Source organism: Neotamlana sedimentorum, assembly GCF_000943565.1.
Classification (GTDB): domain Bacteria; phylum Bacteroidota; class Bacteroidia; order Flavobacteriales; family Flavobacteriaceae; genus Neotamlana; species Neotamlana sedimentorum.
On record NZ_JTDW01000007.1, the window covers coordinates 159,258 to 173,380 of the forward strand.

Sequence of the window (14,123 nt, forward strand, 5' to 3'; positions counted from 1 at the left end):
TGCAATCCCTAACGCGGTAAAGCTTCTCGATACAATTTTTCGTGCCTCGAAATTACTCGAAGTGACGTAACTAATAAAAAATATAGTTTCATTACTAAAATACCTTTATTGCAATAATAACTCCTGTAGACCAATTCATTTTGGTAAGATTAAAATCTGCTCTACTTTCCAAATAATCAATTAAAGCATCAACATTTTTTTGGTGTCCTTCAGGCCAATTAGTCTGCGGTAACATGTCATCAATAATATACATGCCACCTACATTTATTAAATCTAGTATTTCATCTATTTCACTATATTTCCCAGGCCATGCATCAGCAAAAACTAAATCAAAAAGCTCTCCTTTATAGTTTTTAATCCATTCCGAACCATCTGTACAGATAAGTTCTAATCGCTTATCGTCTTCAAAATAATATTTAGCAATTTCAATAAGTTTAGAATCGTTATCAACACTTATAAGTTTAGATGCCAAATCCATGCCTTCTAACATCCATGAAAGCGACAAACCAATTCCTGTTCCTAACTCTAAAAAATTAGAATTAGGCTTCGATGTTATCATTGTTTTTAGTAACGTACCAATATAAATATCGGAAGGCATTGAGAAACCAATTTCTTTACATTTATCTTCTAATTCCGAATATCGTTTCGGTACATCTAGGATGTTTAAATCATTCATAAGACTTTATTTAAAGTCTATAAATATATTAATCCTGCTCGAAATACCACCACAAACTGGAATCTATACTCGATTTCATTTTATTAATATCGACTTCATCTTTTAAAAAAATAGTCAAGTTTTCGTTGGCACGGTTACGACCTATACTTTCTCTTATCTCAATGGTTTCAATTTCGTTAAAATGCTCTAAATGATTTTTTATTCTAGCATCTAGCGATTCATCGCCTAAAAAAATCTTGATGGTAGGTTGCGTTGGGGAATTTCTAATTTCAGATCTAAACGGAAGCATAATCTCATCAATTTAAGTTAAACAATCTTGGTTTTAGTTGGTATTTACTAAAGTTACGAATTTATTTAATATCTTTTTCTAAATTAAAATGTAAATGAGCAACAAGCAACTAGACTTAATAAACCAGCAATTAGTAAAAATTGAAAACCATATACCTCAAATTAATTTAATTAAAACCAAAGCATCAAAAGCATCAATTGGCTGGCATTTAGACCACAGTTTAAAAGTTTTTAATGCCGTTTGCACTGCAACAATACAATCTAACCCCAAAGATTATAAATGGGCATTGAATTTCTGGCGTACGCTTTTGTTTAAGTTAAATTATATACCACGAGGCAAAGCCAAAGCGCCAAAATACGTTTTACCACCAGAAAACATAAAAGAAAACGACATTCGTAATCAGTTAAAAACTGCAAAATCAAACTTAAGTGCGTTACAAAATTTACCTAAAACAAGTTTTTTTAAGCATTTTATATTTGGCAAATTAAACAAGAAACAAACGCTGCGTTTTTTACGAATGCACACACATCATCATTTAAAAATTATTGCCAAAATAGAATAAAAGAAAAACCCTTTCTACGAATAGAAAGGGCTCAAAAAATTAATTTCAAAAAAAATTAATCTAAATCTAAAAGCGCTAAATCGTGAAAAAAGAAGTTTTTCTCGTCGTTCATAGACACGAATAAGCCATTAGGAAACTTATTACCTAAAGCCACGGTTGTAACATCGCAACCATCAGTTTCTATAGTTCCTAAATTTATTTCTTTAATAAAAGCATCGGTTTTTAAATCGAATATATTAAACGAGTGCGCTTGTTGGTTCGATACTATTAAAAAACCTTTGTTTTTGTATTTTGCTATGGCAATACCTTCAATATCATCAGTGAAATATTCGCTACCAAAACAACCTAATTCTTCGTTGCCCATACTTGGTTCGGCATAATATTTTCGAACACATTGTCCTTCATCAGAATAATAAACAACACCATTTTCGTTATCTACAGCAATGGCTTCAATTTCTTTTTTACCGCTAAAATTGCCAAACTTTCTAACCAAATTAGCGTGAACGCCTAAACTATCAGTCACCAATTCGTATTGATATAAATAGCCTGTTTTTGGTCCTGCTTTTCTGCCAACAATAGCATAAATAGTTTCTGTTTTTGGCGATTTATACAACGCAATTCCCATAGGTGCGTTGTGTTCCAATTCGGTAGCATCGGTAAACACTTTAAAACCTCCACCATCTAATGGTTTCATGTCTGGCACAGAAAACACACGAATTTGTTGTTTTTCTCTTTCGGTAAACGCAATAATATCTGTTGCTGTAGAATCGTTTAACTTAAAACCGTATTCTAAATCGACATTATTAGGGCGTTGGATGTTTTTTATGCTTTTTTCATGGATAATTTTTCCATCTAAATCAAAGGCATAAATACCTCCATTTGTTTTTTTATCGGTGCCAAAAACTATACTTTTTGAGGCATCGTTTGGGTTTACCCATATTGCCGGATCGTCTGTATCGTTTGGTGTTTTTTCGGTAATAACCGTTGGTTTAATTACCGGCAACTGTTTTTTACATGAAGAAACAATTGCCAGTAAGCTAAACCCAAATAAGAGTTTTTTCATTTTTATTTTTTAAATAAATCGTATTTTAAACCAATTGTAAAACGTTGCCCGTAATACTCACGTTGCATAGTACGACTGCTAACGCCTTGGTAAAAACGTAATGGTTGATTGGTAATATTGTTTAAGCTTGTGTATGCGCTTAAACCGTTACCAAATGCATATGTTGCATTAAAATCTAAGAAAAATTGTTTGTCGTAGTAACGATCTTCAAAAGCATTTCCCCCAATTTCATCGATATAAGAATCTGAGAAGTTACTTGATAAACGCACGCTTAACTTGTTGTTTGCATAACCTAAAGAAGCATTAAACATGTTTGGCGCTGTGTTTGGTAAACCTAAATCGTCGCGCTCATCGCCATCTTCATTTCTAATACCATTAGCATCAGATGTTAAATGCGTATAGTTTAAATATACACTAAAATCTTTAGCAAAACCTGGTAAGAAATCTAGTTTTCTTTGGAAAGCAAATTCGAAACCTAAAACCGAAGCATCGTCGCCGTTTAATGGTTGGTACACTTCGTAACCCGTCGTGTCGTCGCCATAAGTATCATCGGTAGTTTCGGTTTGGTATGTGTAAATAAAATCGTTTATTTTTTTGTAGAAAACACCACCAGATAAAATACCAACAGATTTAAAATAATGTTCTGCCATAACATCAAAGTTCATTGATGTTGTTGGATCTAAATCTGGGTTACCTAATACCACTTCGCTGTCTTCGTTAATAATTTCTGCTCTTGGAATTAAATCGGCATAATTAGGACGCGCCAAAGTGTTTGTCCATGCAAAACGGAAAACAGTGTTGTCGTTTAAATCGTATTTTAAATGTAAACCTGGTAAAATATTAACATAAGAGTTTGTTTCGCTTACTGCTTCAACAATAATTTCTTCGTCGATACCAGCATCTTCATCTTCTTCAATAAATGTTAATCTGTAACCTTCAGAATCTAAGTTTGTACTTTCAATTCTAACACCAGCTAAAACACTTAATTTGCTCGTTAATTGCTGACTTGTCATGATGTAACCTGCAAAAACATTTTCGTTTACATCGAAGTTTCCGCTTTGGTATTCATCAACTAAATCTTCACCTTCAAATTGTGTAGCATCGGTTAAATTTAAAGCTCCAACAAATTCTGGCGTTGCAAAGCTTCCTATTTGGTATTGGCTTCCAGCTAAAAAGTCTGAATCTGTATAATCTCTGGTTGGTAAGGTTCCCAATAAATCGAAGGCTGAATCTTCTGGAGAATATTCGGTAAAATCGTTATCTCTGTTTTTGTTTTTAAAACGTCCGCGAACACCAAACTTTAAAAATCCGTCTTCACTATTAAGCAAGTTTAATGGTAATTTAAAGTTTACAAATACATTCATATCTGTTTCTTCGGTGTATTGGTTTTCTTCTGTTAACTCACCAAACTCAAAGTTGTTATAAGCGGCATCGGTAGCATCAACTGGTGAATATAGTGGAAATTGAGAATCGTTATTGTAGTTAATAGCATATTCGCTTTCGTGAACTAAATAACGTTCGTTTAAACGCTCTTCTGACGCTTTTGCATAAGACGCCATCCAATCTATTTGTAAACTATTAGCCAAGTGATTTCCACCTAAACTAAAGTTAAACATACGTTGGTCTTCTAAACGTGTGTTTTTGTTTCGATTGTTATCTATACCTGCTTTTGTTTCGCGTTTTGCTTCAACAGGAAACATGGTTAAGTTTCCATTACCATCCACAGTAAAATCTCCAGCTTCAATATCTTCACCATCAAGAATTTCGTGCTCTAAAACAAAACGGTTTTCGCGATCGTCTCTCCAGTTATAAATAGATTTAAAATAAATACTGTTATTATCGTTGAATTTGTAATCTAAATTCGCCGAGAAACTTCTACGAATACGTTGCACTAAATATTGTCTAATTTCAAAAACGTTGGTGTATGGATTAACATCAACTTCTTCTAAATTATCTTCGTCGCCGTTGTTGTATTCGAACTCATCTGTCCATTCTGCTTCAAAGTTATCACTTCCAAAATCATTATCGTTGATAGATGCAGAAACCATCCAACCAAATTTTCCGTTATCGCTTCTATCACCTAATAAAAACTGACCGTTTAAAATACGTTTTCCGGTAATTGAATTTACACCAGAACCAGCTGTTGCAGATAAGCGAAAGCCTTGAGGCGAAGTACGTGTAATTAAATTTACAGAACCACCAAGTGCATCGGCATCCATATCTGGCGTTACTGCTTTATTAACTTCAATAGTTTGAATCATGTCCGATGGAATTAAATCCATTTGAACTTCTCTATTATCGCCTTCGGCAGATGGAATTCTACTTCCGTTTAAAGTTACCGAGTTTAACTGCGGCGCTAAACCACGAATAACAATGTTTCTAGCTTCACCTTGATCTACTTTCATTGTAATTCCAGGAATACGTTTTACAGCATCACCAATGTTAGCATCTGGAAATTTACCAATTTGATCTGTAGATACAATATTGGTAATGTTTGTTTTGTTTTTTTGCGTGTTTAATGCTCTAGCTTGCCCGCCAATAGAATAGCTTGTAATTTCAACCGCATCAAGTTCTGTGTTTTCTGATGATAAGTGAATATCTACAGATATTGTTTGTCCTGCAGTTACAGAAACGTTTTCGTTATAATCGGCGTAACCTAAATACTTAATTAATAATGTATAATCGCCTTCAGGAATATCTACCAAAGTAAATGTACCATCGAAATCTGATACTGCTCCTTTTTTTAATTGTTCTATTACTACTGTAGCACCTGGCACAGTAATACCATTATTATCTGTAATTACACCTTGAATGTTTCCGTTTTGTGAAAACATAAAAGAAGTTAATAACAGTGCTAAAAATGATAAAAAATGATTTTTTCTCATGTTGTTGTTTGATTAATTTTAGTTGATGCAAAGCTATATTGACAACATTGCTTTTAGCTAAAATTGATGTTAACAAACGGTAATTTACAAGTGAAATTCACCTATAAATGATAGCAACATTAACACTGCAATAACATTGGATTGATATTTATTTAAAAACCACTAAAGGTTTAAAATATAAGCTTGTAGATCGTCTTTTGATGATAGCGGAAGCTTCTTACGCATTCTATATCGGGCTATACGAACACTATCGGGCGTAATATTTAAAATAGAAGCAATGGCTTTAGACGATAAGTTTAAACGAAGCAACATGCATAAACGCATTTCAGAGGATGTTAACTCTTCGTGAACTTGAGTTTTTAAATTTTTAAAAAAGCTAGGATTTATTTGACTAAAATATGCCATGAGTTCTGTCCACTCATTTTCTTTTGATAAATCAGAATTAATAGTATTTACAATATCTATAAGTTTCGTTTTTACTAACTCTGGGTTTCTGCTTTTTAAATTATTTAGTGTTCTAGAAATATCGGCCAGCAATTTATTTTTGTGCGCTAAGTTTAAACTGTAATTAGTTAAAGCAGAAATTTTAATATCTATTTCTCTTTTTAACCCAGCTTCTTCGGCAGTTTTAATATCTAGATCTGCTTGTAATAATTGCTGCTTGTATGTTAATAGTTTCTGCTCTTGCTTTTTTCGCTTTTTTAAATGCATTACACCAATAAAAAACACTAAAATCACCGCTAAACTTATAATTATAATGGCTAGTTGCCGTGTTTTATTTATTTGATTTTGCTTGTTTAATATAGCTACTTGCGCTTCATTTTCTTTTACATTGTAAAGCACTTCCATAGCGCTTACCAATTGTGTGTTCTGGTTTATAAGCTGCTGTTCGCTAATTAAGTTTTGCCTATTTAGGTATTCGTATGCTTTCTTAAAATCTTGAAGTTCTGCATAGGTTCTAGCTAAATCTTTAAGTGCGCTTTCTTCTTGTTGTTTATTATTTTGTGCTTTGGCTAAGTTTAAAGCTTTTTCTGTTAATTTAAGAGCTTGGTTATATTGCTTTTGTTTTCTGTAAACATCTGCAAGATTATTAATTATATTAATTTTTAAATCTGACGTTTTTGCTGATTCAAAACTATATGCTTTATTAAAATAGTTTCTAGCTAAATCGTACTGCTCTAAATCTTCATAAATGCTTCCTATGTTTTCGTTTGTTAATGCAATTCCCGTGCTATCATTTAAGCTCTCAAATAATTGTAAACTCTCGTTTTGAAAGCCTAAAGCTGCATTATAATTGCTTTGTTTTTCGTAAACACTTCCTAAAATAGCATTTGCTGTAGCTAAACCTGTTTTATAGTTAATTGATTTTGCTATTGAAACACTACTCTCGGAATATTGTGAAGCCTCAGCATATTGTTTTAAGTGTAAATGGATAAACGCAATTTTGTTATTAGCATAAACAAAAAGCGTGTCTTTTTTTAAATGAATCTGTTGTGCGTTGTGGTAATTTTCAATGGCTTCACTGTCTAACCCTAAATTTTTGTAGAAATTAGCTAAATAAATGAAGTTTTTTGCGATGCCTAAGGTATCATTTTCATGTTTTGCTAAATTAAGAGCACCCTTAATTGTATTAATTTTAGAGATAGCATTTTTTGATACTAAATCTTGAGCACTTAAAAGCTTAACGCCAAAAACAACAATCAGTAAAAAATAAAATGTTTTAGTAGAACTCACAATTGGTTAGTGTAAAATTCTCAAAGAAAGAACTCGCACTTTACTCAAATGTAGTTACAATATTAATTTACCATTAATAATGCAAAAAACCCTTCCTGAATAAACAGAAAGGGTTTTTTATAAAAATTTCTTAAGAAAAAGTTTCTTAAGCCTCGAAAGGCTCGATAGAAACGTAAGATTTGTTATCTTTTTTCTTAGTAAACTTTACAACACCATCTACATAGGCGTGTAATGTATGATCTTTTGAAGAATATACGTTTTCACCTGGGTGATGTGTATTTCCTCTTTGTCTTACGATAATGTTACCAGCTTTAGCAGCTTGACCACCAAAAATCTTAACACCTAAGCGTTTCGATTCTGATTCTCTACCGTTCTTAGAACTACCTACTCCTTTTTTATGAGCCATTGTTTTAAGGTTTTATTGTTATACTTAAGTGGTTTGGCAATTAAGCTTTACCACCATCTAATTCGTCTTGCCATTTCTTTAACTCATCCCACTTACCATCTGCAGCTAATTGAGCTTGTGCTGGCCAAGTATCAGTTACGTGGTTACCACGAACACCAGAGATAATTTCAGAAATTTTAGCAGCATCGGTTTTTGCTAATTGAGCGAAAGTTGTAATTCCAGCTTCTGCTAAAGTTTCAGCAATTTTAGGTCCAATACCTTCTACTTTCTTCAAATCATCACCTTTAGATGATTTTTTAGGAGCTGCCTTTTTAGCTTCAGCTTTTGGAGCTGCTGCTTTTGGTTCAGCTTTCTTAGTTTCTTTTTTTGGAGCAGCTTTTTTAGCTCCAGAAGCTACAATGCTTTCAATAACAATTTCAGATAAAGATTGTCTGTGTCCGTTTTTTACACGGTAACCTTTACGTCTTTTCTTTTTGAAAACTATAACTTTATCACCTTTAAGGTGCTTTAAGACTTTTGCTCCTACTTGAGCTCCGTCTATAGCTGGGGCGCCTACAGTTACATTGTCACCATCACCTAAAAGAAGAACATTGTCGAAAGATACTTTCTTACCTTCTTCTGTTTGTAGACGGTTAACATAAACTTTTTGGTCTTTTTCAACTTTAAATTGTTGCCCTGCTATCTCTACAATTGCGTACATAGCGTAACGTTTATATTAATTAATATTATTAAATAAATACGCCTAAACCTTAATTTAAGCGGGTGCAAATATACTGCTAATTAATTAATCTACAAACGTTTTAATGGTTTTCAACTAAATTTTTCGATTTTTTAAACAATTGCATCACGGTAAAGGTCGAAACAAGGGTAGTAGCAAACCCCATAACTGCAACAATAAAGGTTACCATACCAACACTAGTGTTAAATGCATCGCCATGAATATTTTTAAATAATTCGGGTAAAAAACTACTGTTAATTTCCGTACTGTAAACCAAAAAGAAAACGGTAAATATTGCCGTTGCAATAAATCCTGTTATTAATCCTGTTTTAAACCCTTCACCATAGGTAAAAGTAGCATGTTCTTCTAGTTTTTTAAACCTTATAGTTTCGTAAATTCCGCAAGCTGTAATGAAGGCATTAAAAAAACTAAATGCAGGGTTGGTGTGTTTGTCCACCATCGCTAATACCAAAAAATAAGCTATTAAAATGGCACTAGTTACTAACCCAAACCGTAGTGATAGTGATAAATTTTTCATAAAATGTCCTGTTTAGTTCTTTTAAATTTCGTGAAAATTTATCAGATTAAATAATTTTTAACCACTTTTAAACATAATAACAATGCTATTTTCTGTAATTTTGTGACAACCTAATTTAAAATTTCATATAAAATGAAACACATAAAATTTATCCTAATAGTAGTTTTAACAGCCACGTTTTTTACTAGCTGTAAAAACGAAACTAAGCAACCTGAAGTAAAAACAGTTGAAGTTGCTGCATCGGAAAATAAAAAAACATTAGATCCAAACGCCACATATGCAAAAGCTGAATTTACCATTGATGGAATGACCTGCCAAATTGGTTGTGCCGCAACAATACAGAAGAAAATATCGAAAATGGATGGCGTAAAATCGGCTAAGGTGGATTTTGACAAAAAATTAGCTATGGTTGAGTATGACGAAGCTAAGGTAAACCCAGAAAAGTTAACAACCACTGTAACTAGTGTTGCAGACATATATAAGGTTAGTAACATGAAAACAGTTGATGCATTTTCATCTGAAAAAAAATGTGGCGACGATTGTAAAAAAGGGTGCTGCACAAAAACCGAAGGTGAAAAAATGGCCTGCAAAGCAGATTGCAAAATGGCATGTTGCGAGAAAAAAGCATAATTTTATAAAACCTAAACTGCTCCTTTTGAAGCAGTTTTTTTACGCGTAACAATTAGTACTTTTACCAAAATTTAAATTAAAGAAAATCTATGTATTCAGTTTTACAATCAGTTCATTCCTATTGGGCATTTTTAGCATTAATTGTATTAGCTATTGCCTCTATTAACGCAATAATAAAAAGTTTTGGAGATAAAACATACGAACCTAACGATTTTAGAAAAGCGCTGTTTACCTTAATTGTAACGCACATTCAATTATTAATTGGATTAATATTATATTTTGTTTCTCCAAGATTACAACTGTTTTCCGAATTAGGTATGGGTGGCGTTATGAAAGATGCTGTAAACCGTTTATATTTAGTAGAACATCCGTTTGTAAACATTTTGGCTATTGCTTTAATTACTATTGGATACTCTAAACACAAAAAGAAATTAACCTCGCAAGGAAAGTTTAAACTCATCGCTATTTTTTATACGCTTGGCCTTGTTTTATTACTATCCAGAATACCTTGGAGCACTTGGTTAGGTTAAAAAAAGTTAAACCGACTAATTAAGTCGTTTTTTTTATGTTTTCATTTTAACTTCTTTAATTAAAAACACATAAACTGGAAAATGGTCGCTAAAACCATTGGTGAACCCGTTACTCCAGCTTTTAAATGGGTAGCCTTTATATTTACCTGAATTCTGTATAATATATCGCTTATTGTAAATGCCTGCTTTGTAAAATTTAAATGAGCTATAATCTTTCTCGAGTAGTGGTTTAGTTAGTAAAATTTGGTCGAATAAACTCCACGAGTCTCGGTAGGCTGTCGTTCCTAAACCTTTTTTAAAAAACGTTTCAAAAGGATTATAAATGCCTTTCATAGCTATTTTCTCACGATTATTTTTTGTTTTTAAAACCTTTTTAAAACTCGCATTATTTGGGTTATCGTTAAAATCGCCCATAATTAAAACACGTGCATAAGGGTCTATTATTTGAAGCGAATCTACCAAATGCTTGGTTAATTTTGCAGCTGCCATGCGCTTGGCTCTACTTTTAGCTTCACCACCTCTACGCGATGGCCAATGGTTTACTATAACATGTATTTTATCGTCTTCAAGCATACCAGAAACTAACAGTTGATCTCGTGTGTAAATGCGTTTCTGTGTTTTATTGTCGTAAATTTTTAAAACATGTGAGCTTGTATGTGTAGGAGTAAACAAGGCTTTTTGATAAAGCATAGCCACATCAATTCCGCGAGCATCAGGGGAGTTAAAATGAATAATCTCATAATCTCTATCTACAAGAAGCGAATCTGAAATCACATCTTCTATAACCTTTTTATTCTCAACTTCCGATAATCCTATAATTACAGGTGAATTTCGAGTTTCATCTTTTCCAATATCTGCTAAAACCCGAGCCATATTATTAATTTTTTGAAAGTATACAGAACTTCTTTCGGTTTTTAGTTCCATCATCGGGCTGTATTCGTCCAATTTACTAGGGTCGTTAATGGTATCAAATAAATTTTCCAAATTATAAAAAGCTGCGGTATGTATTTTATAATTCTTCTTTTGACCAAAGACTGAAAATGAATGCATCAGTAAAAAACACCATACCAAAACACTGCTATTTTTATATAAAAGTTTCAAATTCATAAAAACTATATTACAAAATTTGAATGAATTTATTTCAATTAATAATCTTTTTTCTTACATTTAAGATAATTATATGCCAACAAAAAAACTAACACTCTTGTTCCTTTTCGGAATTATCTCGTTTACAGCATATTGCCAAAAAACTATGGTTAAAGGTTCTGTACTCGATGGTTTTTCATACCAACCCATTGAAGATGTGACTGCTACAATTAAAAACACATTGCTTTTTCAATTAACAAACAATGAAGGTGTTTTTATAATAAATGAAAATTTGCCGCTAGGTGAACAAACGTTACTCATATCGAAAACGGGTTATTTAAGTAAACGTTTATCAATTGTCATAAACGAAGGAAAAACCGTAGATATCTCTGGCATAACCTTGGAGAAAGACACTTCTCAAACAACCGATTTATTCACCATTTCACTTACCGATGATGAATTAAATGATGATTTTTCTGGAGCCGACAATATTTCTGGCTTACTAGCATCATCTCTCGACATATTTCAACGCACAGCGGCTTTCGAGTTTAGCGCTTCCTTTTTTCGCATTCGCGGATTAGATTCTAACAACAGTTCTGTTTTAATTAACGGTATTGAAATGAACAAAACTTTTAACGGTAGGCCACAGTGGAGTAATTGGGGCGGTATAAATGATGTAATAAGAAACCAAGAATTAAGCGCAGGCTTAACACCTTCAAATTATACTTTTGGTGGTGTTTTAGGAAGCACAAATATTAATATTCGCCCTTCTGAAGCGCGACCAGGAAGCCGATTAACTTACTCATCTTCTAACCGAAGTTACACCAACAGGATTATGGCTACTAATGCTTCTGGTTTACTAAAAAACAATTGGGCTTATACTATTTCTGTTGGTAGGCGATGGGGAAACGAAGGTTATCAAGACGCTACAAACTATAGCGCCAATTCGTTTTTTGCTTCTGTAGAAAAGCAATTCAACACCAAACACAGTTTAAATTTAGCAGCTATTTACACGCCTAACCGAAGAGGAAAATCTTCACCCAACACACAAGAAGTTTACGATTTAAAAGACATTAAATACAACGAATATTGGGGTTGGCAAAATGGCGAAAAGCGAAATTCAAGAATTAAAGAGGTAAACGAACCCATTTTTATTTTAAGTCATTATTGGAAAGTAAATAGCAAAACCACCCTAAACACCAATATTGGTTACCAATTTGGTAAATTAAGTAATAGCCGTTTAGACTATAACGGAACCGATTTAGTTAACAACTTTCCGCAAGGTGGCGGCAGTAACCCAAGCCCAACGTATTACCAAAAGCTACCAAGTTATTTTGAACGTAATTTTCCCGATAATTTAGAGCATGCGTATTTAGCTTTAAACGAATTTCAAGATATCGGACAAATAGATTGGAATGCCCTTTATAATGCTAATATTACAAACACAGCAAATGGCGGGAATGCTATTTACGCCTTATATGAAGACCGAGTTGATGACACGCAAATCAACATAAATTCAATCTTAAACAAAGCGTTAAACGAACATATTACTTTAAACGCTGGTTTAAACTTTAAATCGTTAAAATCTGAAAACTTTGCTAACGCTCTAGATTTATTAGGCGCAAAAACGTATTTAGATGTTGATGCCTACGCGACTACAATTAATGAGGCTCAAAATGATTTACAAAACCCCAATAAACTAGTAAGCGAAGGCGACAAGTTTAAATACCATTATAATATTTCATCAAAGGAAATAGGTGGTTTTGTACAAGCACAATTCAGTTATAACAAAGTAGATTTTTATACTGCTTTACATACCAAAAGCACCAACTACCAAAGAGAAGGCTTATACCAAAATGGTGGTTTTCCAGATAATTCTTTGGGCAACGGCGAAATGCTTAACTTTTTTGGTTTTGGATTAAAAGCCGGTTTAACCTATAAACTTTCTGGCAAACATGTTTTCGATGTCAATACTGGCTATATAACCAAAGCCCCAACCATACAAAACACTTACACAAACTCTCGAGAAAACCGTAATACAGTGCCTAATATTTCGGAAGAACAGATTTCCTCTGTGGATGTGAGTTATATTTTCAGGTCGCCCATTGCAAAAGCTAAACTTACTGGTTACTATACAAATATTAATAATGCCAACGAAATTTCATTCTATTTTGCCGATGGTATTGGTGGCGATAATGCGGTTTTTGTTCAAGAAATTCTTCAAGGCATTAATAAAAAACATTTAGGTTTAGAGTTTGGTGTTGAAGCCCAAGTTACGTCAACCATCAAATTAAAAGGTGTTGCTTCGGCTGGTCAATTCACCTATAACAACAACCCTAATTTATATCTTTCTACAGAACCAGATGAAGATGCCGAAAACGCCGGTTTTATTAACGGATTTAAAGATTTTGGAAAGGCCTATTTAAAAAATTACAGATTAGCTTCTGGCCCACAACAAGCTTTCTCTGCTGGTTTTGAGTATCGCGACCCCAATTATTGGTGGTTTGGCGCATCTGCAAACTTTTTCAATAACATATTTATTGATGTAAGTCCGTTAACCAGAACTTCAAATTTCAACACAGATTTTGATGGCAATGTATTTAACGATTACAATGAAACCATAGCGAGAGAACTTTTAAAACAAGAACAATTTGATGACTATATGGTGGTGAATTTAGTTGGTGGGAAATCATGGAAAATCAACAAGTATTACATTGGCTTATTTGCTAGCATTAACAATGTTTTAAACGAAATTTATAAAACAGGTGGTTTTGAACAAGGTAGAAATGCCAATTACAGAGAACTTAGAGACGATAAAGCACTTGATACGCCTGTTTTTGGATCGAAATATTGGTATGGTCGTGGCACCACCTACTTTTTAAACTTAAATGTTAGCTTTTAGTCAATAATTGACAATAGATAAATGATAAATTCAATGTCAACCTGAATTTGTTTCAGATGAAATGAGATGCTGAAACGAGTTCAGCATGACATCAAAATATATTA

The 14,123-nt window shown here is 33.0% G+C and carries 13 protein-coding genes; 4 read left to right on the forward strand and 9 right to left on the reverse strand.

Annotated features, from left to right (window positions below):
• Positions 1 to 94 precede the first annotated feature (94 nt).
• A complete protein-coding gene (locus PW52_RS11280; RefSeq protein ID WP_044633051.1) occupies positions 95 to 676 on the reverse strand; it encodes an O-methyltransferase in 582 nt (193 codons plus the stop codon).
• A 28-nt stretch (positions 677 to 704) separates the two neighbouring features.
• Positions 705 to 965 (reverse strand): RNA-binding protein, encoded by a 261-nt coding sequence (locus PW52_RS11285; protein ID WP_044633052.1) that lies wholly within the window; start codon positions 963 to 965, stop codon positions 705 to 707.
• Positions 966 to 1,059: 94 nt separating this feature from the next.
• Here PW52_RS11285 and PW52_RS11290 point away from each other — a divergent pair, with 94 nt between their 5' ends.
• Complete coding sequence (locus PW52_RS11290) at positions 1,060 to 1,527, forward strand: DUF1569 domain-containing protein (RefSeq protein ID WP_044633053.1); 468 nt, start codon at positions 1,060 to 1,062, stop codon at positions 1,525 to 1,527.
• A gap of 55 nt (positions 1,528 to 1,582) precedes the next feature.
• Here the strand turns inward: PW52_RS11290 and PW52_RS11295 are convergent, their stop codons facing one another.
• From PW52_RS11295 to PW52_RS11320, 6 genes are all read right to left on the reverse strand, one after another.
• Entirely contained in the window at positions 1,583 to 2,590 is a 1,008-nt protein-coding gene (locus PW52_RS11295) for a phytase (RefSeq protein ID WP_044633054.1), read from the reverse strand.
• Between the two features lie 2 nt (positions 2,591 to 2,592).
• A complete protein-coding gene (locus PW52_RS11300) occupies positions 2,593 to 5,475 on the reverse strand; it encodes a TonB-dependent receptor (protein ID WP_044633055.1) in 2,883 nt (960 codons plus the stop codon).
• A gap of 162 nt (positions 5,476 to 5,637) precedes the next feature.
• The gene (locus PW52_RS11305; protein WP_044633056.1) at positions 5,638 to 7,209 is read right to left on the reverse strand and encodes a tetratricopeptide repeat protein; all 1,572 of its coding nucleotides are present in this window, start codon (positions 7,207 to 7,209) and stop codon (positions 5,638 to 5,640) included.
• A 145-nt stretch (positions 7,210 to 7,354) separates the two neighbouring features.
• Positions 7,355 to 7,615 (reverse strand): 50S ribosomal protein L27, encoded by a 261-nt coding sequence (gene rpmA, locus PW52_RS11310; protein WP_044633057.1) that lies wholly within the window; start codon positions 7,613 to 7,615, stop codon positions 7,355 to 7,357.
• A gap of 40 nt (positions 7,616 to 7,655) precedes the next feature.
• Positions 7,656 to 8,315, reverse strand: coding sequence for a 50S ribosomal protein L21 (gene rplU, locus PW52_RS11315; RefSeq protein ID WP_044633058.1), 660 nt, complete (start codon positions 8,313 to 8,315; stop codon positions 7,656 to 7,658).
• Between the two features lie 100 nt (positions 8,316 to 8,415).
• Entirely contained in the window at positions 8,416 to 8,871 is a 456-nt protein-coding gene (locus tag PW52_RS11320; protein ID WP_044633059.1) for a DUF4199 domain-containing protein, read from the reverse strand.
• Positions 8,872 to 9,003: 132 nt separating this feature from the next.
• On the opposite strand from PW52_RS11320, the gene PW52_RS11325 reads away from it, so the two are divergent.
• Entirely contained in the window at positions 9,004 to 9,501 is a 498-nt protein-coding gene (locus PW52_RS11325) for a heavy-metal-associated domain-containing protein (RefSeq protein WP_044633060.1), read from the forward strand.
• An 89-nt stretch (positions 9,502 to 9,590) separates the two neighbouring features.
• Complete coding sequence (locus PW52_RS11330) at positions 9,591 to 10,031, forward strand: hypothetical protein (protein WP_044633061.1); 441 nt, start codon at positions 9,591 to 9,593, stop codon at positions 10,029 to 10,031.
• A gap of 33 nt (positions 10,032 to 10,064) precedes the next feature.
• On the opposite strand, the gene PW52_RS11335 is transcribed toward PW52_RS11330, so the two are convergent.
• On the reverse strand, positions 10,065 to 11,138 hold the full coding sequence (locus PW52_RS11335) for an endonuclease/exonuclease/phosphatase family protein (RefSeq protein WP_044633062.1): 1,074 nt from the start codon (positions 11,136 to 11,138) through the stop codon (positions 10,065 to 10,067).
• Positions 11,139 to 11,283: 145 nt separating this feature from the next.
• On the opposite strand from PW52_RS11335, the gene PW52_RS11340 reads away from it, so the two are divergent.
• Positions 11,284 to 14,019 carry a TonB-dependent receptor gene (locus tag PW52_RS11340; RefSeq protein ID WP_240475181.1) on the forward strand — a complete coding sequence of 912 codons (2,736 nt, stop codon included), beginning with the start codon at positions 11,284 to 11,286 and terminating at the stop codon, positions 14,017 to 14,019.
• The last annotated feature ends 104 nt before the right edge of the window (positions 14,020 to 14,123 follow it).

Coding starts and splice junctions, on each gene's coding strand:
- PW52_RS11290 (WP_044633053.1), top strand. CDS start 1,060: ATGAGCAACAAGCAACTAGACTTAATAAACCAGCAATTAGTAAAAATT.
- PW52_RS11335 (WP_044633062.1), bottom strand. CDS start 11,138: ATGAATTTGAAACTTTTATATAAAAATAGCAGTGTTTTGGTATGGTGT.
- PW52_RS11340 (WP_240475181.1), top strand. CDS start 11,284: ATGGTTAAAGGTTCTGTACTCGATGGTTTTTCATACCAACCCATTGAA.
- PW52_RS11330 (WP_044633061.1), top strand. CDS start 9,591: ATGTATTCAGTTTTACAATCAGTTCATTCCTATTGGGCATTTTTAGCA.
- PW52_RS11285 (WP_044633052.1), bottom strand. CDS start 965: ATGCTTCCGTTTAGATCTGAAATTAGAAATTCCCCAACGCAACCTACC.
- PW52_RS11300 (WP_044633055.1), bottom strand. CDS start 5,475: ATGAGAAAAAATCATTTTTTATCATTTTTAGCACTGTTATTAACTTCT.
- PW52_RS11280 (WP_044633051.1), bottom strand. CDS start 676: ATGAATGATTTAAACATCCTAGATGTACCGAAACGATATTCGGAATTA.
- rplU (WP_044633058.1), bottom strand. CDS start 8,315: ATGTACGCAATTGTAGAGATAGCAGGGCAACAATTTAAAGTTGAAAAA.
- rpmA (WP_044633057.1), bottom strand. CDS start 7,615: ATGGCTCATAAAAAAGGAGTAGGTAGTTCTAAGAACGGTAGAGAATCA.
- PW52_RS11295 (WP_044633054.1), bottom strand. CDS start 2,590: ATGAAAAAACTCTTATTTGGGTTTAGCTTACTGGCAATTGTTTCTTCA.
- PW52_RS11325 (WP_044633060.1), top strand. CDS start 9,004: ATGAAACACATAAAATTTATCCTAATAGTAGTTTTAACAGCCACGTTT.
- PW52_RS11320 (WP_044633059.1), bottom strand. CDS start 8,871: ATGAAAAATTTATCACTATCACTACGGTTTGGGTTAGTAACTAGTGCC.